The organism is Actinoplanes derwentensis (genome assembly GCF_900104725.1).
Lineage (GTDB): Bacteria > Actinomycetota > Actinomycetes > Mycobacteriales > Micromonosporaceae > Actinoplanes > Actinoplanes derwentensis.
This window is the reverse complement of record NZ_LT629758.1, coordinates 1,204,735-1,227,129: the sequence shown is the minus strand read 5'-3', so window position 1 is coordinate 1,227,129 and position 22,395 is coordinate 1,204,735. Positions and strand designations below refer to the sequence as shown.

At 69.4% G+C, this 22,395-nt stretch carries 21 protein-coding genes and 1 pseudogene; 10 read left to right on the top strand and 12 right to left on the bottom strand.

What is annotated here, in order from left to right; translation table 11 throughout:
- Nucleotides 1-24 precede the first annotated feature (24 nt).
- A complete protein-coding gene (locus BLU81_RS05420) occupies nucleotides 25-852 on the bottom strand; it encodes a hypothetical protein (protein WP_172890496.1) in 828 nt (275 codons plus the stop codon).
- 243 nt (nucleotides 853-1,095) lie between these two features.
- Here BLU81_RS05420 and BLU81_RS05415 point away from each other — a divergent pair, with 243 nt between their 5' ends.
- From BLU81_RS05415 to BLU81_RS05400, 4 genes are all read left to right on the top strand, one after another.
- On the top strand, nucleotides 1,096-1,752 hold the full coding sequence (locus tag BLU81_RS05415) for a dihydrofolate reductase family protein (protein ID WP_092542186.1): 657 nt from the start codon (nucleotides 1,096-1,098) through the stop codon (nucleotides 1,750-1,752).
- Between the two features lie 33 nt (nucleotides 1,753-1,785).
- Complete coding sequence (locus BLU81_RS05410; protein ID WP_172890495.1) at nucleotides 1,786-2,466, top strand: TetR/AcrR family transcriptional regulator; 681 nt, start codon at nucleotides 1,786-1,788, stop codon at nucleotides 2,464-2,466.
- Nucleotides 2,463-3,650: an MFS transporter gene (locus BLU81_RS05405; protein ID WP_092542182.1), complete on the top strand. Its 1,188-nt coding sequence runs from the start codon at nucleotides 2,463-2,465 to the stop codon at nucleotides 3,648-3,650. Before BLU81_RS05410 ends, BLU81_RS05405 begins: the two co-directional genes overlap by 4 nt.
- A 100-nt stretch (nucleotides 3,651-3,750) precedes the next feature.
- Nucleotides 3,751-4,320: an adenylyl-sulfate kinase gene (locus tag BLU81_RS05400; RefSeq protein ID WP_092542180.1), complete on the top strand. Its 570-nt coding sequence runs from the start codon at nucleotides 3,751-3,753 to the stop codon at nucleotides 4,318-4,320.
- Nucleotides 4,321-4,511: 191 nt separating this feature from the next.
- Here BLU81_RS05400 and BLU81_RS05395 read toward each other — a convergent pair whose 3' ends face one another.
- Together BLU81_RS05395 and BLU81_RS05390 are read right to left on the bottom strand one after the other, a co-directional pair.
- A complete protein-coding gene (locus tag BLU81_RS05395; protein WP_092542178.1) occupies nucleotides 4,512-5,165 on the bottom strand; it encodes a response regulator in 654 nt (217 codons plus the stop codon).
- Between the two features lie 211 nt (nucleotides 5,166-5,376).
- Nucleotides 5,377-6,684, bottom strand: coding sequence for a sensor histidine kinase (locus BLU81_RS05390; protein ID WP_231954194.1), 1,308 nt, complete (start codon nucleotides 6,682-6,684; stop codon nucleotides 5,377-5,379).
- A gap of 110 nt (nucleotides 6,685-6,794) precedes the next feature.
- On the opposite strand from BLU81_RS05390, the gene BLU81_RS05385 reads away from it, so the two are divergent.
- Nucleotides 6,795-7,214 carry a DUF6069 family protein gene (locus BLU81_RS05385; RefSeq protein WP_231954193.1) on the top strand — a complete coding sequence of 140 codons (420 nt, stop codon included), beginning with the start codon at nucleotides 6,795-6,797 and terminating at the stop codon, nucleotides 7,212-7,214.
- Nucleotides 7,215-7,480: 266 nt separating this feature from the next.
- On the opposite strand, the gene BLU81_RS05375 is transcribed toward BLU81_RS05385, so the two are convergent.
- Together BLU81_RS05375 and BLU81_RS05370 are read right to left on the bottom strand one after the other, a co-directional pair.
- Nucleotides 7,481-7,771 (bottom strand): STAS domain-containing protein, encoded by a 291-nt coding sequence (locus BLU81_RS05375; protein WP_092542172.1) that lies wholly within the window; start codon nucleotides 7,769-7,771, stop codon nucleotides 7,481-7,483.
- Nucleotides 7,771-11,904, bottom strand: a complete 4,134-nt coding sequence (locus tag BLU81_RS05370; protein ID WP_092542170.1) for a SpoIIE family protein phosphatase — start codon at nucleotides 11,902-11,904, stop codon at nucleotides 7,771-7,773. The genes BLU81_RS05375 and BLU81_RS05370 overlap by 1 nt, the downstream gene beginning before the upstream one ends.
- 245 nt (nucleotides 11,905-12,149) lie before the next feature.
- Here BLU81_RS05370 and BLU81_RS05365 point away from each other — a divergent pair, with 245 nt between their 5' ends.
- Both BLU81_RS05365 and BLU81_RS49085 read left to right on the top strand, forming a co-directional pair.
- Nucleotides 12,150-12,536 (top strand): nuclear transport factor 2 family protein, encoded by a 387-nt coding sequence (locus BLU81_RS05365; protein ID WP_092542168.1) that lies wholly within the window; start codon nucleotides 12,150-12,152, stop codon nucleotides 12,534-12,536.
- A 16-nt stretch (nucleotides 12,537-12,552) separates the two neighbouring features.
- Nucleotides 12,553-12,693, top strand: a pseudogene (locus BLU81_RS49085) (IS5/IS1182 family transposase); the annotation flags it as partial.
- Nucleotides 12,694-12,806: 113 nt separating this feature from the next.
- On the opposite strand, the gene BLU81_RS05360 reads toward BLU81_RS49085, so the two are convergent.
- The 4 genes from BLU81_RS05360 to BLU81_RS05345 are packed head-to-tail and all read right to left on the bottom strand — an operon-like array spanning nucleotide 12,807 to nucleotide 16,257.
- Nucleotides 12,807-13,457, bottom strand: coding sequence for a response regulator (locus BLU81_RS05360; RefSeq protein WP_092542166.1), 651 nt, complete (start codon nucleotides 13,455-13,457; stop codon nucleotides 12,807-12,809).
- Nucleotides 13,457-14,638, bottom strand: a complete 1,182-nt coding sequence (locus BLU81_RS05355) for a sensor histidine kinase (protein WP_092542164.1) — start codon at nucleotides 14,636-14,638, stop codon at nucleotides 13,457-13,459. The genes BLU81_RS05360 and BLU81_RS05355 overlap by 1 nt, the downstream gene beginning before the upstream one ends.
- 9 nt (nucleotides 14,639-14,647) lie before the next feature.
- Entirely contained in the window at nucleotides 14,648-15,355 is a 708-nt protein-coding gene (locus BLU81_RS05350) for a hypothetical protein (protein ID WP_092542162.1), read from the bottom strand.
- Entirely contained in the window at nucleotides 15,352-16,257 is a 906-nt protein-coding gene (locus tag BLU81_RS05345) for an ATP-binding cassette domain-containing protein (RefSeq protein WP_092542160.1), read from the bottom strand. The genes BLU81_RS05350 and BLU81_RS05345 overlap by 4 nt, the downstream gene beginning before the upstream one ends.
- 222 nt (nucleotides 16,258-16,479) lie before the next feature.
- Here BLU81_RS05345 and BLU81_RS51930 point away from each other — a divergent pair, with 222 nt between their 5' ends.
- Nucleotides 16,480-16,869, top strand: a complete 390-nt coding sequence (locus BLU81_RS51930; RefSeq protein ID WP_456236552.1) for a zinc ribbon domain-containing protein — start codon at nucleotides 16,480-16,482, stop codon at nucleotides 16,867-16,869.
- Here BLU81_RS51930 and BLU81_RS05335 read toward each other — a convergent pair.
- On the bottom strand, nucleotides 16,838-18,490 hold the full coding sequence (locus BLU81_RS05335; protein ID WP_092540493.1) for an IS1182 family transposase: 1,653 nt from the start codon (nucleotides 18,488-18,490) through the stop codon (nucleotides 16,838-16,840). The two genes, BLU81_RS51930 and BLU81_RS05335, sit on opposite strands and share 32 nt — an antisense overlap.
- A gap of 191 nt (nucleotides 18,491-18,681) precedes the next feature.
- Between BLU81_RS05335 and BLU81_RS05330 the strand changes: the two genes are divergently transcribed.
- Nucleotides 18,682-19,233 carry a thymidine kinase gene (locus BLU81_RS05330; protein ID WP_092542158.1) on the top strand — a complete coding sequence of 184 codons (552 nt, stop codon included), beginning with the start codon at nucleotides 18,682-18,684 and terminating at the stop codon, nucleotides 19,231-19,233.
- A gap of 99 nt (nucleotides 19,234-19,332) precedes the next feature.
- On the opposite strand, the gene BLU81_RS05325 is transcribed toward BLU81_RS05330, so the two are convergent.
- Nucleotides 19,333-20,760: a GGDEF domain-containing protein gene (locus BLU81_RS05325; protein ID WP_157751283.1), complete on the bottom strand. Its 1,428-nt coding sequence runs from the start codon at nucleotides 20,758-20,760 to the stop codon at nucleotides 19,333-19,335.
- A 122-nt stretch (nucleotides 20,761-20,882) separates the two neighbouring features.
- Here BLU81_RS05325 and BLU81_RS05320 point away from each other — a divergent pair, with 122 nt between their 5' ends.
- Nucleotides 20,883-21,302, top strand: a complete 420-nt coding sequence (locus BLU81_RS05320) for a BlaI/MecI/CopY family transcriptional regulator (protein WP_231954191.1) — start codon at nucleotides 20,883-20,885, stop codon at nucleotides 21,300-21,302.
- Here BLU81_RS05320 and BLU81_RS05315 read toward each other — a convergent pair.
- Nucleotides 21,299-22,345 carry a M48 family metalloprotease gene (locus BLU81_RS05315; RefSeq protein ID WP_092542154.1) on the bottom strand — a complete coding sequence of 349 codons (1,047 nt, stop codon included), beginning with the start codon at nucleotides 22,343-22,345 and terminating at the stop codon, nucleotides 21,299-21,301. The two genes, BLU81_RS05320 and BLU81_RS05315, sit on opposite strands and share 4 nt — an antisense overlap.
- Between the last annotated feature and the right edge of the window lie 50 nt (nucleotides 22,346-22,395).

Here is a 22,395-nt window from a genome sequence, read left to right as displayed (position 1 = left end):
GTTCACAACAGGGGGACGGCGCTATCAGTAGCCGTAGCGGCTCTTCAGGTGCCGCCACCAGTCACGCAGCATCCAGCCGTCGAACGCGGTGATCGACGTGGAGCTGCCGGCGAGCATGATGAAGTTGCTGACACCGGTCGGCGTCCAGTCGTAGAAGTCGTCCAGACCCCAGGTATGACCGATTTCGTGCAACAGGATGTGCACGTTGACCGTGTTGAGGTTGGCCATGTAGTACTCCCGGCCGACCCGCTGTCCCCAGTCACCGCCGGCGCCGCCGCCGAATCCGTCGGTCAGCCACAGTGACTGGTCGTAGTGGCGGGCGTAACCACCCGGGCAGTTGGGGTACTGCCCGTTCTGGTTGAAGAAGCGCCCGCACGGCACCGAACACTGCGGGGCGTTCTCCCGGATGTCGTTGACGTAGATGTCCACGCTGGTGTCGGTCCACTGCAACTGCGACCGATTTCGTACGGCCCAGCCGACCACTTTCACCGGGACGTCCCCGTACGGCCAGGCGTTGTGCCCGACCAACTCGTCCATCCACTTCTTGTGCTGACGGGCGAGAGTGGCGTGGATCTGGTCACGCTGAGCGGCGGTCACGGTCGCCGTGGAGTCCCAGCGGACGCAGTAGTTGACGTACCCGCCGTTGGCCATGATCTGGTCCCAGCCGTAGTTGCGGAACCCGTAGAGATTGCCGCCGTTGTAGGTCTGCTCCTGGTGCTGCCAGACCTGGTTCAGTGGAGTGACCAGGTTGGACGGCGGGCTCCAGGTGGCGGGTGCCGCCTGTGCCGCGGCCGGGGCGAGCACGATCGCCAGCAGCGCGGCGACGAGTGTCACGAGCCGTCTCGTTCTCACGGAACCTCCCTTGCCGGTTATGTATCGACAAACATCGATGCCTTGGATAAGGAGTCACCCGGCGTTTCAGTTCACGAGAGTTCGCCGGGCGGACTTCGCGCATCTGCCCCGGTGATGCGGGTCGCCTGATCGGTACGCTGCCTTACGAAAACGTTTTCGGCAAGATGTTCACGGTGTTACGAAATTGATCCATGTGAACGCCCAGCAGCGATGAGTTTCCGGCCGCCGACCGGTCCTACCCGTATGCGCAAAGTTGTCCTCTACAGCCTGCTGTCCCTCGACGGCGTCGCCGAGAACCCCGACCACTACGTCCTGAACTGGGACGACACCATCGACGACTTCCTGGCCCAGACCATCGCCACCCAGGACGCGGTACTCCTCGGCCGGCGCACCTACGACGACTGGGCACCGTACTGGCCGACCGCCACCGACGAGCCGTTCGCGACGTTCATCAACAAGGTCCGCAAGTTCGTCGCCACTTCCCGGCCCCCGATCGTCGAGTGGGCCGCGACCACGGTCGTCACCTCCCCGCAGCCGGCCACCGAACCCGCCACCACCACGGTCGTCAACTCCCAGCAGCCGGTCGCAGCCACCGCCACCAACTCCCAGCCCCTGGCCTTCGAACCGGCCGGCACCATCTCCCGGCCCCTGACCGAACTCGTCCGCGACCTCAAGCAGCAGGCCGGCGGCGACATCGGCATCCACGGCAGCATCCGGCTCGCGCGGAGCCTGCTCGCCGCGAACCTGGTCGACGAACTTCGGCTGGTCACCACCCCGGTGGTCGCGGATGGCGGCCGCCACCTCTTCGAGAACGACGGCCACACCCGGCGATGGCGGCTCGCCGAGGCGGTCGCCAGCCCTTCCGGCGCTCTGCTCAGCCGGTACCAGTTCGAGGGCTAGCTTTACATACACGCGTGCATGTATGTTTGTGGCGTGCGACGCACCGCGGAAGACACCGCCCTGACCCGTGACGCCCTGCTCGACGCAGCCCTCTTCGTCTTCGCCGAGCAGGGCGTCAACGCCGCCCGCCTGACCGATATAGCCCAGCGGGCCGGGGTCACCCGAGGCGCCCTCTACCACCATTTCACCGACAAGACCGACCTCTACACAGCAGTCGTCACCCACTCCTGGGAGTCGGTCACCGCACCGGTCTGGGCCGCGCTCGACACTGGGCTGGCCGCGTTCTTGACCACCTGGCTCGACCGGCTCCGCCACGACGACCGGTTCCGGGCTCTGCTCACCATCACGGTCAACGCCGACATCTCCCTGGCCTCGGCCCCCGGCGCCACCACCGGAAAATCCGCCGCCCTCCGCGACTGGCGAGACCGGTTGTCGGCCACCTTCGCCACACCGGCCCTTTCCACGGATCCGGCCAAGTCTGCGGACCCAGCTTCCTCCTTCAAACCGGCCGGTTCGTCCGGACAGACCAGCCAGTCCGAGCCGGACCCGGCCGCCCAGACCGCCTCACACGTCATCGCATGGATGTGCGGAACCGCGCTCCTGGCCGCCACTGACCCGGCCCTGCTGCCCAGCGACGCAACCGCATTCCCCATCTTCCCCGTCTCTCCCGCCACCCCTGTCTCCCCCGCTTCCCCCGGCGAGCTGATCCGATGACCGGGCCCAGGCCGGCGGCAGCGCTCGGCGTCACCGCCCTCGCGCTGGGCGTCGACATGTTCCTGTACGGCGCCCTCGTCCCGATCCTGCCCACACTTCCGGCCGTCGACGGTTCGGTCATGGCGTCCGGACTGCTCTTCGGCGCGTACGCCATCGCCATGCTCTTGGCCATCCCACCCGTCGGCATCTGGGTCGACCGCGCCGGCCCCCGCACCCCGTTCGTCGCCGGGCTGGCCGGTCTGGCCGTCGCCACCCTCCTGTTCGCCCTGGCCACCGGCTTGGACGGAAGCTACGGCCTGACCTTGCTCTGCGCCGCCCGGGCCGCACAGGGAATGGCCGCGGCCGTCTCGTGGACCGCCGGCCTGTCACTGATCGCCGCCACCCACCCTCCGGAACAGCGCGGCCGCGCCATGGGCACCGCGCTGTCCGCCATCGGGATCGGTGTCCTGCTGGGACCCGCGATCGGCGGCCCACTGGCAGATGCTTTCGGCCCACGCGCCCCGTTCCTGGTAGTGGCGGCACTAGCATTGGCCGACGCCGCGGCCCGTATCCTGCTGATCCGCCGGATCCCCCACCACGTTCGCACCGGCGGCGTCTACCGTGAGCTGGCGACCGCACCCCGGTTCCCGCTGCTGGCAGCTCTGACGGTGCTGGGCGCGACGGCCATCGCCTTCCCGGAACCGGTCCTGCCACTGCACCTGTTCGACCTGGGCCTGGGCAGCACCGGCATCGGACTCGCGTTCGCCGGCGCGGCCCTGGCCGGTTCGGCGGCGGCCCCACTCGCCGGCGCGCTCGCCGACCGGACATCCCCGCAGCGGGTGGCCGCCGCCGGAGCCCTGATCACCGCGGCCGGTTTCCTCCTGGCCGGCCGGCACTCACCACCGTGGTCCATAACCGGGCTGGCCCTGGTGGCCGTCGGCGCCCAGCTGGTCCTAGCCCCCACTCTGGCCCTGGTGGGAACCTTGGCCGAAAGCAGGACTCCCCCGTCGTACGGCGCGGCATACGCCCTTTACAACCTCGCCTACACGGGTGGCCTGGCCATCGCCCCGGTAGCGGCGGGTTCTCTGACCGCCACGACCAGCATTTCCACCGCGACGCTGGTGACCGCCCTGGTCGCACTGTTGGTAGCCGCAGTTCTGGCCCGCCCCGAAAAGGTGGCAGCATCAGGGCAGCAGTCCCCGTGAGCCCACAGACCCGATCCCCGCTGAGCCCGTCGCGATCCCGTGCCCCGGCCTCGCGCCCCCACCGGGTGATCCGCCACCGATACCGAACGGAGTGGTTGCGATGACCGAGGCCCTGCTGATCACCGGCACGGTCGGTGCCGGTAAAACGACGGTCGCGGAGGCCGTCGGCGACCTGCTGACCGAGCAGACGGTGCCGCATGCGGTGATCGACGTGGACTGGTTGCGACGGTCCTGGCCGAGCCCACCCGGCGACCCTTTCCACCATGGGCTCACGCTGCGCAATCTGCGCGCGGTGACCACCGGTTTCCGGGAGGCAGGCGCACGGCGGCTGATTCTGGCCGGGGTGGTGGAGAGCCGAACAGAACGCGACGACTACGAGGCAGCGGTGGGCGTTTCGCTGACGGTCTGCCGTCTCCAGATCAACCTCGCGACGGTACGGGTGAGACTCCACCGCCGTCACGAAACCAACCCGGCCGCGCTGAAGTGGTTCCTGGACCGAGCCACCCACCTCGACCGGGTTCTCCACGAAGCAGCCTTGGAGGACGTACTCATCAACGGCAGCACCCTGACCCCACAAGAGACAGCCCGCAAGGTACTCGCAAGCTGGTCGAAGTCGGCCACCCCCGTCCGCCGCGACCAGAACCCGGACACCGACAGCCCACCCTCGTGAACCACGATCTCGGCACCCGTCGAATCAAGCCGCAGTCGTGGATCGGATTCCCATCGATGCCGGCAAGCCAGCTCAGCACCGCGGATCACCATCCCGCCAGCGCCGTCAGAGCAGCCCGGTATCGTCGATCGATTGCCGGGCGATGCCGTCCGAGCAGCCCGGCATCGTGAATCACGATCCCGGCGGCACCCTCAGACCAGGCCTGCGTCGTGAACCAAGAGGGCGATCTGGGTTCGGTTACCGAGGGACAGTTTCGTCAGGATGTGGGAGACGTGTGACTTGACCGTGGCCAGGGTCATGTCGAGGGCGGCACCGATCTCCGCGTTGCCGTGGCCGCGACCGATCGCCAGGGCCACGTCGCGTTCGCGAGGGCTCAAGCCGGCCAGGCTCGCACGGGCCGAGCTGTAGGCACCGGCCTGCACGGTCACCTTGTCCATCAGGCGGCGGGTGATCCGCGGGGACAGAATCGGCTCACCGGCCGCCACCTGCCGAACCGCCTCGGCGATACGCGCCGGTGGGGTGTCCTTGAGCAGGAAACCACTGGCCCCGGCCCGCAGCGCGTGCAGGATGTTCTCGTCGGTGTCGAACGTGGTCAGCACGATCACCTCAGGCGGCCGCGGCCTGGACCGCAGCCGCCGGGTGGCAGTGATGCCGTCGACCCGGGGCATCCGCAGATCCATCAACACCACGTCGGGCCCGTGCACGTCGGCCGCGCCCTGCACTTGGTCACCGTCGGACGCCTCACCGACCACCGCGATACCGTCGGCCCCGTCAAGCATCATGGTCAACCCGGCCCGAACGAGGGCATCATCGTCGACCACCAGCACCCGAACGATCGGTTTCACACCGACACCGGTTCCGAACTCACGAAACGCCCCCGGCCCCCGTCACCCACAACACGGTCGTGAACAGGCAAGCCCACCCGGCCATCGACACCAGTCTCAACCGGCAGATCACCCCGTCCGCAACACCGGCACGAATCGGCCAGACGGCCCACGATCCCAGCTTGAGCGAATGACACTGCGCCGGCCATCGAGCCGGTATGGGTGGGCGCGGTCATGGCGGCCATGGTATCGATGCGTGCAGGTGGAAGTCGCCGTCGGCTTCATCGTGGTCCAGGGTGCCGCCAGCCAGGCTGACTCGTTCGGTCAAGCCCACCAAGCCGGCACCTCCGGACCAGCCGAAAGCCGGGCCGTTCGAGGCAAAGCTGCTCCAGGCAAGACCGTTGGAACCAGGGTCGCTGGAAGCAATGCCGTTGGACACAAGGCCGTTGGAAGCAGGAGCTCCGGGCCAAGTGGGTGGGGTGGTGGGCAGCGGATTACGCACGTCGATCTCCAGCCCGATTCCGGGAGCACCGCGCAGGTCCAGACGCACTTGCTGGCCGGGGGCGTGTTTGCGGGCGTTCGTCAGCGCCTCCTGGACGACCCGGTAAGCGGTTCGAGCCACCGCGGGCGGCGCCTCAGCCGGAGCTTCGACGGCGTAATGCAGCAGGACCGTGGTGCCGGCAGCGCGGGACTCCTCCACCAGGCGGGGCATGTCGGCCAGCACCGGCTGCGGGCGGTTGCGGTCGTCGCCGTCCTGATCGTCGTCGCGCAGCAGCGAGATCACGTCGCGCAGTTCCTCCAAGGCCTGGTGCACACCAGCACGGACGATGCCGGCCGCTTTGGAGAGCTGCTCGGGTGGGGAGTCCGGCCGGTATTCCATCGCCCCGGCGAACGTGGCCAGCAACGACAGCCGGTGCGCCAGCACGTCGTGCATCTCCCGGGCGATGCGGCGGCGCTCCAGCATCCGCGCCTCGGCCACCCGCCGGCCCTGTTCGGCCTCGGCGCGACGGGCGCGCTCCTTCAGCGAGTGGATCAGCGCCTCTCGGGCCTGCGCCCAGGCTCCCCAGCCGAGCAGCGCACCGTAGGCGATGGTGATCAACACCAGCCACCACCCGTACGACATCCCGCCGTTGACCCGCCATGCCCCCTGCACCGCGTGGGCGGCGAGGCCGATCGTGCCCACCACGATCGCCGCCGGGAGTCGCCGTTGCCGGGCCACCTGCAGCGCGCCCATCGTGGCAGGTGGTGTCGCCGCCGGTGAGAACGCCGCGAGCAGTCCCAGCAGGACGGTCGCGGCGACCGGCCGCCACAGGAGTAGAGGTGTCGCCGCCCAGGCGAGCACCCCCACGACGAGGTCGAGCGCGAGGAGCCGCCCGGATGCCTGCCCGCTCCACCCGCCGACGATCGTCACCGCGATGAGCAGCCCGGCCGCGGCCATGACGGTGGCCACGGCCCCGGGACGCACCCGATCCTCCCCCGGACGGCCAGCAACCGGCTCAGCCACGGCGGGCTGGTCAGGGGTGCGCTGATCGTCGGTCACGGCCCGAGGCTATCCGGCGGGGGACGCGCCCCGACACCTACCAAAGTAGGTGTTCGACAGCTACCAAAGCCCAATGCGGGCACCCGGGTCCGCGGGGCATTCTCATTGGCATGACGAACACACGTACGAGCCGAGCCCTCACCGTCACCATCGCCGCCGCGGCAGCCCTGTTGCTGTGGGCCGTCAACAGCCCGCTGCCCGGCCACGACCTCCTGGTCGATCAGGGCGGCACCGTGCAGCGGATCGGCCCGCTCGCCGTCCTCGCCGCCGCGGCGCTCGCCGGCCTGGCCGCCTGGGTTCTCCTGGCGCTGCTGGAGCGGGCCGGAAGACGTGGCTCCTATCGATATGTTGCCTCGGTCGTGCTGCTGTTGTCCCTGGCCGGCCCTCTGACTTCGGCCGTCGACCGGGACACCGCTCTGGCGCTGTTGGGCATGCACGTCACGGTGGGTACGGCCCTGATCATCGGTCTGCCCGGGCTCCGCTCACACGCCGTCGGGTGTAGGGCAGTGCGAACAGGTACAGCCCGGTGACCATCAGGAGGAACAACGGCAGCAGAGGCGTGTACGACACCCACTCCACCGGGTTCTCCAGTGCGAGCGCGATGAACGTGGCTACGGCGGTGGCGGTGAAGACGATCGACGTCCATCGGTGGAACTGCCTGATCTTTTTCTGCATGACGCCCTCTCAGGTGCGGCTGTCTGCCTACCGAGAGAACGCTATTCAGTCGCACCGACCTGGGGCTTCTCGATTCCTGACCGGCTCGGGTGTGGATTCCCGGCCGGTGCGGGCGGAGCCGTCAGGCCGAGCGGACCGTCGTCAGTTCGGCCAGGCCGGAGATCTCCAGCAGCGGGGCCAGCAGCGGGCCGGTCAGCACCTCGATGTGGTCCGCCTGGACGAACAGTGCCGCCAGGCCGGCACTGTCGAGGTACTCCACCGCGGTCAGGTCCACCGTCAGCGGCATTCCGGCCGCCAGGGTCACCGCCGACGTCAGTGCCACGGCGAAGGTCTCGGCGTTGCTCATGTCGATCTCACCGGCCGCCGTCAGGACCGTCCCAGGGCCGGTGGTGAGAGTGAGCGCGGTGGTCATCAGGAGATCCTCGCCTGCATGTCGACGATGGTGCCGGTGGTTCCGGAGGTCACGGTGACGGCCTGCATGAAAGCGCGCATCAGTTTCAGCCCGCGGCCGCGGTACGGGTTGGCGTCCGGGTCGGGGTTCTTCCACATGCCGGTGTCCGTGACGACGAGGCGCAGGTCGGCGGCGGTGGCGGCGGCTCGCAGCCGGATGCGGCCACCGGGGCTGTCGCGGTGGCCGTGCTCGATCGCGTTGGCGCACGCCTCGCCCGCTGCCACCAGGATGTTCTGGGTGGTCGCCGGGTCGATGCCGCATCGTTCGAGCCAGCCGCGCAGTGCCGACCGGACGGGCGCGAGCCGGCCCGATTCGGCGGGGAATTCCAGATCGAGGGGGCCGGGGTGCCGGTAGAGGAGAACGGCCACGTCGTCGTCGTAACCGTTGTCGGGGGTGAGCCGGTGCATGATCTCGGTGGCCAGGTCCTCGATCGGGGTGCCGAGGCCGTGCTGGACTGCGGTGCTGGCCTCGCCGATGCCGCTGGACAGCGGACGGCGGCGGCGCTCGACGAGACCGTCGGTGTAGAGCAGGAGCGTGGCGCGGGCGGGCACGATGTACTCGGCTTCGGGACGGTCGTTGCCGGCACGTACCGCGACGGGCCTGGATCTGCCCTGGTCGAGGAGGTGGGTGCTGCCGTCGGGACGGCCGACGATGGCCGGCGGGTGTCCGGCGCTGGAGTAGACCAGGTGGCCGGTGCCGGGGTCGAGAACCCCGCAGAAGACGGTGGCGCAGGCCGCGCCGGGCAACATGGCGGCGAAGACGTCGAGGGACATCAGGGTGCGGGCCGGGCTGGAGTCCCGGAGCAGCAGCGCGCGGCAGGCGCTGCGGAGCTGGCCCATGACGGTGGCCGCTTCCAGGCCGTGCCCGACGCAGTCGCCGACGACGATGCCGATCCGGCCGTCGGCGAGTTCGATCGTGTCGTACCAGTCACCGCCGACCTTCAACGGCCTGGTCGCCGGCTCGTAACGGACCGCGAAACCGTTCGGCAGCCGGTCGGGGCCGAGGATGGCGTGTTGCAGGGCCAGGGCGGTCTCGCGCTGCTGGTCGATCTGGTGGATCCGGTTGAGGCCTTGGCCGAGGTGCCCGGCGAGCAGGGCCAGCAGGGTCTCGTCGGGTGCGGAGAACGGGCGGGCGGGGCCGGGTTCGATCCACAGGACCATGGTGCCGTCGGGGTGTTCGAGGGCGATGCCGCTGCCGGCGTGTTCCTCGGTGACCGGGGTGAGCGCCGGGCGGCTGCGCAGTGCCAGCAGGAGGGCACGCCGCTGTTCGGGAAGCTCCGCCCAGGTCAGGGTGGGGTCGGTGGCGGTGACGACGGGGCTGCCGGTGTCGTTGAAGACGGCCGCCAGCACGTACGCCGCCTGCCAGATCTCCTTCATCTCGGCCAGCACCGCGGTGAGTGCGCCGTCGACGTTCTCGGCTTCGGACAGGCGCAGGCCCAGGGCGGCGAGGGCACCGTCGCGCTGGACGGCATGATGCTCGGCGGTGACGTCGCGGAAGGTGCCGACGATGACACGGCGTCCGGACTCCGGGTCGCGGACCTGGTTGAAGGCGGCTGCTGCCCACAGCCGTCGCCCGTCGCGGTGCACGGCCGGGATGGTGTAGGCGCCGAACGGCTGGTCGAGCAGCGTGGCGAAGGCATCGGCCACGGCACGGTGCCCCTCGGCGTCGGCGTCCCGGTCCGGCCACCACGGGTGTACCGGGAGGTAGGGCAGGCCTTCCGGCCCGTACCCCAGGATGTCGGTGAAAGCGCTGTTGATCTCGATGATCGCGCCGCTCTCGTCGCAGACGAAGAACGCCTCCTGGAGGGAGTCGATCAGCGCCGTCCGCCAGCGCGCGTGATGGTTGCGCAGCCGGGCCAGGTCGACGTTGGCCCGGACCCGGGCGAGGAGTTCGGCGGCGGAGAACGGTTTGAACAGGTAGTCGTCAGCGCCCGCGTCCAGGCCCTCGATCGACGCCTCCTGGCCGGCGCGGGCGGACAGCAGCAGCACCGGTGTGCCGGCTGTACGCGGGTCCGATCGCAGGGCCGCGACCAGCTGCAATCCGTCGAGCCGGGGCATCATCACGTCGCTGACCACGATGTCGGGCACGTCGGCGCGGGCGGCTTCAAGGGCGTACTGGCCGTCGACGACCGCGGTCACCCGGTGGCCGGCCGAGCGCAGCAGCCGGGTCAGGTAGTCACGCATGTCCGCGTTGTCGTCGGCGACCAGCACCGACGCGCCGGTTCTGGTCCCGCCGCCGGGGATCGGTTCCGGCAGCGGCACGGGGCTGTCGCCGGGCTCGGAGGGCGTCGGGTCGTTCCCGGGCGGCAGCCAGCGCAGGGCTTCCTGCAGGAAAGGGCCGGCGGCGGCCGAGAGACCGGGAGCACCACTCTCCCCCGAGACGCCGGCGCCGGCGGGGAGGTGTGCGTGGCCGAACGGGAGGCGGATCGTGAAGGACGTACCGCGGCCGGTCTCGCTCTGTGCGGTGATCGTCCCGCCTTGGAGCCGGACGAGTTCCTGGACCAGCGCCAGACCGATGCCGCTGCCCTCGTTGGATCGGGAGCGGGCGTTCTCGATCCGGTGGAACCGCTCGAACAGCCTGGGCATCTCGTCGGCGGACACACCCACCCCGGTGTCCGTGACGGTGACGACCGCGGCGGCCCCGTCGGCGCGCACGGTCACCCGAACCCCGCCGTCGAAGGTGAACTTGAAGGCGTTGCTGAGCAGGTTGAGGACGACTTTCTCCCACATGCCCGGGTCCACGAACACCGGTTCGGGCAGTGCCGGACAGTCCACCTCGAAAGCCAGCCCGGCCCGCTCGATCGCCGACCGGAAGGCACTGGCCAGTTCGGCGGTGACCGCGGACAGGTCGACCGGCTCGTAGCGGGCCTGCATCCGGCCGGCCTCGATCCGGGAGAAGTCGAGCAGTGTGTTGACCAGTTTGCCGAGCCGCAGGCCGTTGCGGTGGATGACCTCGATCTCCTCGCGGATCTCGTCGTCGGCTGTCTCGAGGCGGGCGCGCAGGTCCTCCACCGGACCCATGATCAATGTCAGGGGGGTCCGGAACTCGTGGCTGATGTTGGAGAAGAAGGTGGTCTTGGCCCGGTCGAGTTCGGCCAGTTCCTCGGCCCTCAACTGCTGGGCGCGGTAGCTGCGGGCGCTGGCGACACCGGCCGCGACGTGACCGGCGGCCAGTTCCAGGAAACCGCGGTAACCGTCGTCGAACGGGCGGTAGCGGTTCAGGCCGGTGACGAGGAAACCGTACGGCGTGCCGCCCTGCCGGGGCAGTGGCAGCACCAGCGCTCGCGTCGGCGGCTCCGACCAGTCCCCCGACGGCAGACCGGCGAACGGATCCCCGGTCAGCTCGACCAGCACGGTCTCCCCGGCCGCGACCCTGTCGGTAGGCCAAGTCTCCGGTGCCGATGCCGGATGCTCGCCGTCGAACCCGGTCGACGCGGTGAGCCGGGCCTGCCCGTCATCGGAGAACAGGTAGGTGAGAGTGAACGGCAGGTCGCCCAGGTTCCGGCCGAGCTGCTGACCAGTGAACGCCAGCATCTCCTGCTCGGTGCGGGCCACCGACGGGTCCGATCCCAGGTCGCGCAGCGTCCGCATCCGGCGCTCGCCGATGACCTGCTCGGTGTCCTCGCTGACCACGCACAACATGCCGATCAGCGCGCCGTCGTCGTCACGCAGTGGGCTGTAGGAGAACGTGTGGTACGACTCCTCGAGATAGCCAGCACGATTGATGAAGAGCAGCAGCCCTTCGTCCCAGGTGGCCTCGCCGGTGCCGAGCACTCTGTCGATGCGAGGGCCGATGTCGCCCCAGATCTCCGCCCATACCTCGCTGGCCGGGCGGCCGAGCGCCCACGGGTACTTGTCGTGCAGCGTGTGCCGGCGGTAGGACGCGTTGCAGAAGAAGGTGAGCTCCGGACCCCACGCCATCCACATCGAGAACCGGGACGACAGCAGGATGCTCACCGCGGTCCGCAGGCTCTGCGGCCACTGCTCCGGTTCACCCAGCGGAGTCGCCGCCCAATCGACGGCGGCGAGGTCGGCGCCCACCTCGGAATCGGCCGAGAAGGCATGCGGTGACGGCAGACGTTCGATACCGCTCATCGCTGAAGCTGTCTCCTTACCACCCGGCCGATGGATCCACGTTAACCGGCGACACTGTGATCCGCCGATCGGGGTCAGCCCTCTCCGCCATTCAAGACGACCCGCGCAGGTCCATCCACGGGGCGCACCGTCGTCAGGCCCTGTCACGCGGGGCGCGGTTTCAGCAGTTTCGGGACGGCGACGGACATCGGCAGGGCGTACAGTCAAGACACCTAGTCAACAAATTGACTATCCAGGAGGACGTCATGCATCCTTTCCGGCAGGCCGTGGAAGCTCGGGACAGCGCCGCGGTCGAGGCACTGCTCGCCGAGAACGTCGTGTTCACCAGCCCGGTCGCGCACAAGCCTTACCCCGGAAAACCGATCACGGCGGCGATCTTGAGGGGTGTGCTGCGGGTCTTCGAAGACTTCCGGTACGTCCGCGAGTTCGACGCCGGGGATCACCACGCACTGGTCTTCGAGGCCACCGTGAACGGCCGGAAGATCACCGGCTGCGACTTCCTGCACACCGACGAGAACGGGCAGATCGACGACCTGATGGTCATGGTCCGGCCGCTCTCCGCCGCGAACGCCCTGGCCGAGGCGATGGCCGCCCAGTTCCCACAAATCCAGAGCGAAGCCCTCCGGCTCTGACGGCCGCTACCGGAATGCGGTTGGGGAACGCGGCAACAGCCCGCTCAAGATCACCTTCAAAGCGCTCCGAAACGTCACCCTCTGCCCATGGAAGATCGGAAACGTCGCCGCTGCAGCCATGGAGATCCTCCACATCGAGCATGACCGAACTACCTGAGACAACGCCAGTGCCATCGTCCAGTGACCCAAGCGAAAATATCGCGGCGGCCTTCAACGACGTCCTCCGCTGCCCGCACGGCGCCGATGCGGATGCGCGGCCGACAACGGCCCTTACTCGGCGAGGCCTGCCCGGTAGGCGTAGATGGCGGCTTGTACCCGACTGGTGAGGCCGAGTTTGCCGAGCAGGGCACTCACGTGGATTTTCACGGTTCCCTCGGCTAGGTGCAGACGGCGGCCGATTTCGGCGTTGGGGAGGCCTGCTCCGACCAGTGCGAGCACATCTCGCTCCCGGGGGGTGAGGGTCTGTATCCCGCTGCGGGCGGCCAGCCGGTTCCGCAGTTCACCCCCGTGCAGCACGTGGACGATCCGGTGCGCGACCGCGGGGGCGAGCACCGTACCTCCGTTCATCGCGGCTTTGATCCCGCCGATCAGCTCGTACGGGTCACCGGATTTGAGCAGGAATCCATGTACCCCTGCGTCGAGCGCGCGAGCGATGTACCGGTCCTCGTCGAACGTCGTGATGATCATGACGCGGAGGGCGGGGTGGCTGGCGCGCAGCGACTCGGCCGCGGTCAGGCCGTCCATGCCCGGCATCCGGATGTCGAGCAGCGCCACATCCGGTCGCGACCGCTCGACCCCTGCCAGCGCGGCTCGGCCGTCTGCAGCCTCGGCTACCACTTGCAGTTCAGGGTCGGAGGCCAGCACGGTGTTCAGCCCGGCGCGCACCAGCGGCTGATCGTCGGCGAGCAAAATTCTGATCATCAATTCCGCCCGGTGAGATCTTCCAACCGGGACACCCGGTTCCCCGAGAAGCAGACCACATAGTTCCCGTATGCCAGCGGATAGTTCCCATCCGTGAAGTAGCGGCATCCCGGCTTGCTCGGGCCACCCCACCGGACCGGTGCCTCCCGCCCGGGTAGCACCCGGACCGCCGCCGTCTCCGGCATGCCGATCCGCAGCCCGGCGAACACCCGGTCCTCCATCGACGCGTCACGGACCGCCCAGGTGTAGAAGCCGGTCGCGACCACGAGCAGCACAGCGAACGGGATCAAGACCGTGCCGCCCAGCATCCGCCGAACTCGGCGCCGCCGGGACCAGTAGTCGGCGCCGAGCCGGCCACTGTCCTCGCCCATGTCGGCTGGCACGTCGGCGACCAACTCGAACATGCCGTCGGTGGAGCCAGCCGTCAGCGAACCGCCGGCTTGTTCGAGACGCGCCGACAGCATCGCCAGCCCGGCGCCCGGCCGACCCGCAGCGGCCTGGTCCGGCACCGGGTTGGCAATCCTCACCCGCCGGCCGGCGAAGGCGACGGTCACCCCAGCGCCGGGCGCGTGCCGAACAGCATTGGACAGCGCCTCGGAGACAAGCCGCGCCACGAACGGCTCCCGGGGCACGGTGCCCCTGACCTCGAGCGTCATCCCTGCCTCCCGGGCACGGTCGAGCACCGCCGCGACGTCGGCGTCCGCGTCGACGTCCAGCAGATCCACGATCCGGCGTACGGTCTCGATCGCCGCCGCCGAGCCAGCGCGGATCGCCGCGGCCTGCTCCCGGGTCCCCGGATCCCGCGCCGTCACCTGGATTCCGGCCGCCTGCAGCGAGAGCAGCGCCAAGTCATGCCCGAGCGTGTCGTGCAGGTCGGCGGCGATCCGGGTGCGCTCGTGCAGCCGCGCGTCGCGGGCGTGCGCCCAGCCCTGCTCGACGAACTCGCGACGCAACCGGCGGTAGACGCCGGTCAACGCCGCGAACACGGCGAGCACCACAACGACCTGGTCGACCAGCCAGGACACGGTGTCCTGGGTGCGCGCGACGGCGACCGCGGCGCCCACCTCCACCGCGCTGAGCAGCGCGATCGCTGCCCAGACGCGACTACGCCCCCCGCACAGCAAGCAGCCGACGACCACGGCTACCGCCGCGAGCACGTACCACTGGCCCCACCCGTGCATGCCGACAGCCTAGGCATCCCGACGGGCCAGGAGCAGCCCGGCCGCCAGTTGGGCGGCGGTGGTCCAAGCCACCAGAACCCAAAGATTGCGTACGCCGTCGCCGGCCGCGAACGCGACGGCCGCGCCAGCCGGCAGGTACTGGCCGATCCGAGGGTCGACCAGTTGCAGGCCGACGAGCAACACGAACATGGTCGTCAGGGTGCCGGCGGCGTTGCGCAGCAGGAACCCGACCGCGACGGTGAACATGCAGGCCAGCATCGCCACCACGGCCAGCCGCAGGCACGCCGCGACCGGTTCACCGGATCCCGCGTGATCACCCAACAGCAGCGCGGCCGCCGCCCAACCGGCCACCGCTGCTGCCAGACCGGCCACGAAACCCATGACGGCAGCGACCGCAGTCTTGGCCAGCAACACATCACGTCGCCGCGGACGGGCCAGGAACGTAGACCGGATCACTCCGGTGCCGTACTCGGAGGTGACCACCAGCATCGCCAGCGCAACGAGAGCGAGCTGGCCGACCTGCATCGCCTGCGTCAGCGGATCCAGCACAGCCAGCGTCTCGGATTCGGGCAGGCGTCCCTGCGTGACGTCGTACAGGAAATCGTTGGCCAGCGTCGCAGCCATGCCGACGGTAAGTAACACCGCCGCGACTACGCAGCCCCAGGGTGAGCGAAGCGACCAGATCTTGCCCCACTCGGCGGTGATCGCGTTCTTCACGCCGCCACCGCCACGTACTCGGCCTCGTCCTCGACCAGGCGCACATACGCGTCCTCCAGGCTCGGCGCGTCGGTGCGCAACTCGCGCAACACCGCACCGGCCTGCTGAGCCCGGTGGCCTACCGTCGCCGCGGGCAGGCCGTGGACCCGCAGGCGGTCCGCACCGATCTGCTCCCCGTGATCACCCAGCGCCACCGCCAGCAGCCGGAAGGAATTGTCGTCTGCCGCCGCCACCTCGACGGCGGCGTGCTGCCCGGCGGTGAACTCGGCGACCGTCGCATCCGCGAGCAACCGGCCTCGGCCGAGCACCACGACGCGGTCGGCGATCAGCGCCACCTCGCTCATCAGATGGCTGGAGACCAGGACCGTGCGTCCGTCGCCCGCCCACCGCCGCACCAGCCCTCGCACCCACCGCACGCCGTCGGCGTCGAGGCCGTTGACCGGCTCGTCGAGGATGATCGTGCTCGGGTCGCCGAGCATCGCGCCGGCTATCCCGAGTCGCTGCGCCATCCCGAGCGAGTAGGTCCCGGCACGTTTGCCGGCGACCGTGCCGATCCCCACCGCGTCGATCGCGGTCTCGACCCGGGCTCGTGGGAAACCGTTGTAGCGGGCCAGCGCGCGCCGACCGGCGCGTCCGGTACGCCGCGGATGGAAGGCACGCGCGTCCAGGTGGGCGCCGACCAGCCGCAGCGGGTTCCGCAACTCGGCGTACCGCCGGCCGTCGATCATCGCGGTTCCGGAGGTGGGCCGGTCAAGGCCGAGCACCATGCGCATAGCGGTGGACTTCCCGGCGCCGTTCGGCCCGAGAAGCGCAGTGACCTTTCCCGATGGCACGGTCACCGTGACCTGGTCCACCGCCGTCCGGTCCCCATAGCGTTTGGTCAGTTCGTGAAGCTCGATCATGGAATCCAGCCTCGCGAATAGCCCGGTCGCGCACATCTCCCGTCGGTCAGCGGCCACCTATGTCGTTCGGCATACCTCAGGCCGACCGCAGACCGAAGGGTGCCCGGCGGAGTCAGGCATAGACATTGTCGGATCTCAGCCGGTGCTCGCCGAGATCCAGCGCCGTGACTTCACGAACAAACCACGCGTGGAAGCCCTGACAGCCGCGGAACCCGCACGGCAGTGTCGGCACCAACCGTCGAGCCGGTGTGGGTTCCCGCCCGCCCTAGTCAGGAATCTGCGAACTCGTGCGCTTCCGACTGCGGCCGGATCAACGAGAAGATGACGTTGAACGTACGGAAGTGGGACTGCCCGTGCAGCAGTCACCACGACCGGGACGTCAACGCGGCGATCAACATCAAGGCCGCCGGGCAGGCGGACTTCAACGACCGTGGAGCGCACGTAAGACCGGGATCCGTCCCGGCGGCGCGCCGAGAAGCGGTAACCCACCCGGACGCGGCGCGTTCCACGCGCCGCGTGGAGGGAATCTCCGTCCCCTATGACCCCGTTGGGGAACGGCCAAAACGGTATGTAACGACCTTCAGCCAGCGAGGTCGAGGTCGAGTTGGGTGAGGTGGCTGGTTCTGGTTCGGCCGAGTGGTGTTCCGGTGAGCCAGGCGTCGATGCGGACGATGTTGGCTGCGGTAGCGGCGAGGAGGTGACCGAGGTGGGTCTTGTCCGCACCGGTGTATCGGGTGCTCCGGATTCCGGTGTGCCGGACGACCTGGGAGATCGTGGCCTCGACTCCGGCGCGGATGTGGTAGCGCTGCTGCCACGCCTCGGTGACCTGTTCACCACGTCTGGCCTCCAAGACTTCCTGCTGAGCTGCGGGAAGCAGGGTGAGGCTGCGACCCCATTTACTGTTGACGCTGGCAGTGGTGCACTCGGCCCGGACCGGGCAACCCGTGCAGTCACCGGCGGCGAAGTGCACTCGTGCCAGTTCGGTGCCGCTGCTCTTGCGCTGGGCCGACCAGCTGATACTGGTCTTGCCCTGCGGGCAGGTCACGGCCTTGGACTGCCAGTCGATGCGGAAGGCGCTCTGCGGGAAACGTTCGCCCTGGTGGGTATCCAGTCCTACCGGACCGAGCAGATCGATACCGTGTTCGTCGCGAGCGGTCACGATGTGCGCGGCGGTGACGTAACCGGCGTCGACCACATGTTCGCCCGGCACTCGTTGCCGGCAGGCCATGTTCTGATGGATGGTCCCGGTTGTCTCGGTGTCGGTGACTGTGGCATCGGTGGTCAGCACACCAGTGATGATCCGCGGCAGGTCCGCCTCGCAGGTCTCGCTGAAATGCACCTTGTAACCGGACCAGCCCAGACCCCGTTTGAGGCCGTAGCGGGCGTCGATGTCGTACGGCGAGGCCAGCCGGTTTCTACTGGGCGGGAGGTCTTTGCCCTCCCGCCAGTGCACCTCCTCACCAGCACGCTGGTACTGCTGCTCCCACACCTGGCCGAGGACCTGGACCGCCGGGATCTCCCGCAACCATGCCGGCGCACCGGGTGCAGCGACCGCGTCCAGGATCAGATAGCCGTCCCGCCCTACCTGCTCAGCCCACCGCATGCGCACGTCGTCGCCCTTGGGGAAGCGGTACGAGTCGATCCGGGCACCGTATCGCCCGGCCCAGTCGGCATCGATGCGTGGGGCGAGCCACTGTGGAGCGGTCTTGGCCAGGACTTCGAGGGCCGCCCGCAGGGTTTCCCCGACGAACTCCATCCGGTTCAACGTGCGCACCGCTGCCAGCACATGGGTGGAGTCGGTGCGTTGCCGGCCACCGGCGCGCAGCAGTCCCAGCCGCGAGCAGTGGTCCAGGATCACCTCCAGGACCTTCTCCTCCAGCCCATGTTTGATCAGCCGGGCCCGGAAATCGCCAAGGATCGTGTAGTCGAAACCGGGATCATCGAGTTCCAGACCGAGCAGGTACTTCCAGTCCATCCTGGCCCGGACCTGGTCAGCGGCCTGCCTGTCGCTGAGCCCTTCCGCGTACTGCAGCACCGACACCAGCGCCAACACCCCCGGCGAGGCCGCCGGACGGCCCACCGCCGGGAACGCCAGTGCGAACGCCGAATCGCCAAAGACCGGCCCGAGCGCGTCTCGGATCCGCACCGCGAGAGTGCCCTTCGGGAACGACGCCCGCACCACCCGCGCGGTCAACTCCGGCACCCCACGGTCATCCCACGCTTCCAGCGACACCCTGAACCCTTTCCACCCGGCAAACCCGACAATCATGCCAACAAGCGGATTCAGATGGTTTGGCCGTTCCCCAACGGGGTCCCCTATGGCGGAGAGGATGCCACCACTGCCGCTGCCTTGCGCGGGGTGGCCCTGCGTGGGGGTGGCCCTGCGTGGGGGTGGGTGGGATGGGGGTGGCAGGGTCTTCGGGCATGGACCTGACCGTGATTCTCGGCCCGATGAAGGGCGGCAAGTCGCTGGAGATGATCAGCCTTCTGTCGCCGTTGGAGCATGCCGGTATTCCGCACCGGATCTATCAGTCGGCTCGGCATGGGCGGGATACCGCGGTCACCTCGCGTTCGGGGGGCAGCCTGCAGACCGTGAAGGTGCATTCGCTGGCGGGGGCCGCGGACGGGGACGTGCAGTGGATCGGTGTCGACGAGATTCACATGTTCACCGCGGACGACATCGCGGAGTTGGGGGTGGCGGTTCGGCGTGGGGTCAAGGTGGTTGTCGCGGGTATCGATCTGGATCACCGGGGGCAGTTGTTCGCACCGGTGCGGGCGCTGTTCGAGCTGGCGCCGGAGCGGGTGATCTATCGGCGGGCGGTCTGTGACGTGTGCCGGTCGTTGGATGCCACGCACACTCAGGTGCTGGAGCACGGTAAACCGTTCATCCGTGAGCTGGCGCCGTCGACGCCGTTGCCGGATGACGGGACTTATTCGTACGAGGCTCGCTGTCGTCGATGTGTGGTTCTGCCCTGAGGCCGGGAGCGGGAGCGGCGGATTGACCGGCACACTCACGGCGGCCGTCTGACCGGCGGGATCAGGGCTGCGAGTTGGCGGGGCGTTTGACGGGCGTACTCAGGCGGCGGTTTCGATTTTGCCTTTGCCCTGGTGTTTGGCTCGGTACATGGCCTGGTCTGCCACGTTCAGGACCTGCGCTGCCTCGCCTACGGCCAGGCCTACGCTGGCTCGGACGGTGGCCGTGTCGCCGGACGGCAGCGGGCATGGGGCGCCCAGCAAGCCCACCAAGCGGTCGGCCACCGCGGAATAGCCCTCTTCGGGGCGGGGCGCCAGCAGCACCGCGAACTCGTCGCCGCCCAGTCGGGCCGGCAGGTCGCCGGGGGTCAAGTTGTCGCGGAGGCGGTTGGCCGCCTGCACCAGGACGGCGTCGCCGGCGGCGTGACCGTAGCGGTCGTTGACCGGTTTGAAGTCGTCCAAGTCGATCAACAGGACGCCTACGGGGCCGGTGGTCTCGTCGAGGCGGCTCAGGAAGCTGGCGCGGTTGGCCAGGCCGGTGAGGCTGTCGGTGAACGCCATCGTGTGCAGGCGGCGAGTGAGGCTGTCGCGTTCGGCCAGCAGGTTCGCGTTGTCGATGAACGCGGTGAGCTGCCGGGCCACCACGATGCCGGTGCAGAGGATCGCGCCGATCTGGATGATCCAGGCGCGGACGTCCAGGCCCCGAGTGAGCAGGGTGGCGATGAGCAGGGTGTAGAGAACTGCCAGGGCGAAGTACGGCACGAGGCTGTACGGACGGCGCGGGGCGGTCGGCAGGGCGACGTGCCCGGAACGGTAGTCGCTGTACTCCCGCCAGGACGCGAACAGCAGCAGGATGTGGCAGCCGAGAGAGAGGGCGAAGACCGGGCCGGGACGGCCGGTGCGGGCCAGTTCGGGGCCGAGTGTCCGGGCGGAGGCCTCGAGGACCGCCGCGAGTGGGCCGATCACGCCGACGTGCCAGCGGAACGGCGCGGCCCCGCTGAGGTAGAGCCGGCCGACGGCGAACGCCACCAGCGTCGCCACCACCGGTCCGGCCACTACTCCGGCGACGGCGCCGGCCGCCAGCACGCTGGTCACCGACCAGTACAGGCCGATGGCGGCGACCGCGGTGACGACGGTGGCCAGGTCGAGGTGGAAGCAGAGGCGTTCGCGGCCGGACCGGTACGGCAGCGGGTAGGTGGCCATCACGCCGATCATGACGATGCCGCCGAGGCCGAGGCCGATGGTGCGGGCGAGTCCGGTGCCGGACTGAGCTGTCAACGACAGCGGGTCGGCGAGCGTTTCGGCTACCTGGATCCAGTCGCCGACGGCGAAGATCAACGCGGCGGTGACGAACGCCTGAAAGAACCGTTTCTCCGGAGCGCCCGGGGCCATCGATTGGACGGCCCGGGACGCGTACCAGGCCATTCCGCTGGTGAAGGTGGCGGCCGTGAGCCAGCACAGGATCGCCGGAAGTTCCCGGCCGCCCCGCCCGACGAGGAAGAACACGCAGAGCAGGGCGGTCAGTGCCACGGCACCGACGGGAACCACGGCACTCGCGCGGCTCCGGACGGCTTTCGGCAGTGACACGATGTCCCATCGGCAGCGGGACCGACGATATGAGACATCGAAGGAGGGATCGGTAGACTTCCGCCGTGAGCGAAGCCGCGGGCGAGGCCGTGAACCAGGCCGTGAACCAGGCCGTGGGCAGGACCGTGAGCGAAGCGGAAGGCCGCCGGAGACCCGGTGAGCTGGAGGCCCGGATTCTCGGTGTGCTCGGCGCGGCGCATGTCCCGCTGACCCCGCGTGAGGTGCTGGACCGGCTGGCGGCGCCGCTGTCCTACAGCACCGTCGTCACGATTCTGACCAGGATGCACGACAAGGGCATGACCGCCCGCTACCGCCAGGGCCGGGCGTTCCGGTACGCGCCGCTGACCGACGCCGACACGATGGCCGCAGGTCGGATGAGTGCCCTGCTGGACTCGGGTGTCGACCGGGGCACGGTGCTGCGCCGGTTCGTCAGCACGCTGGAGCCGGGCGATGCGGAGCTGTTGCGGCAGTTGTTCGAGCGTTAGATCTGCGCGGCGTACAACAGTTCGCCGAGATCCCAGACGCACTCGGCGGTCCAGACCAGATCGAAGACCGCCACCCCTGCCGGTACGAGTAACAACAGCGGTGACCACGCCCGCAACGGGCTGAGCAGGGACGCGACCCGCCGCGGCACGGTGCCCGCCCGCCGCAGGTCAGCAGCGGCCGGCGCCATCGGCAGGCCAGCCGACCGGCCTGCGGAGAGCGGGCCACCCGACCGGCCCGCGGAGACCAGGCCGCCCGGCCCGGCGGAGATCAGAGCGGCGGCGCCGATGGCCCGGGCGACCGCCCGCCGGTCGTGCACCCGGGCGGCGGCCTGTTCGTCGGCGGCGCGTTCGACCAGGTAGTCGATGCGGCGGGTGAGCAGCCGGAACGCGGGGTGTACGGCGGCCGCGAGCCGGGCCAGCAGGACCAGCCGGTGGTGGCGCCCGCGCAGGTGGGCGTCCTCGTGGGCGAGCAGGGCGGCGTACTGGGTGTCGTCGAGAGCGGCCCGCATGCCGGTGGTGACGATGATCCGGCCGTCAGCGCCGGGAATGGCGAAGGCGGCGGCCCGGTCGTCGTCGACCAGCAGCACCCGGCCGTCGAGAGAGACGCCGCGAGAGGCGCCGGGTGAGACGTCGAGAGAAACGCCGGGTGAGGCGTCGAGCGAGGCGTCGAGAGAAGCGCCGAGCGAGGTGTACGGCCGGACGGCGGCGCTGTCCCGACGGTGGGACCACCAGACCCGGGCGATCCCCGCCACCGCGGAAACGGTGAGGGCCACGGACAGCCAGGACACCCATGGTTCGTGGGCGGTGTCGGCGCGGACGATCCGGTCGGAGAAGTGGAAGTACGCGCCGGTGGCCGGGAGTTCGGCGATCGCCTTGAGCCCGAAGGCGGTGATGGTGACGAGGCAGGCGACCGCGGCGGCGGTCAGCGACAGCACCAGGAAGCGGACGGCGGCTTCGGGGCGGAGCCGGTCGGCGAGGAACCGGACCGCGAGCACCACCAGAAGCGGGCAGATCACCACTGATGACACGAAGTGATCGAACACCGGTAGCTCCGTTCCGTACGGAACCACAGTGTGTCACGGGACATGTGACT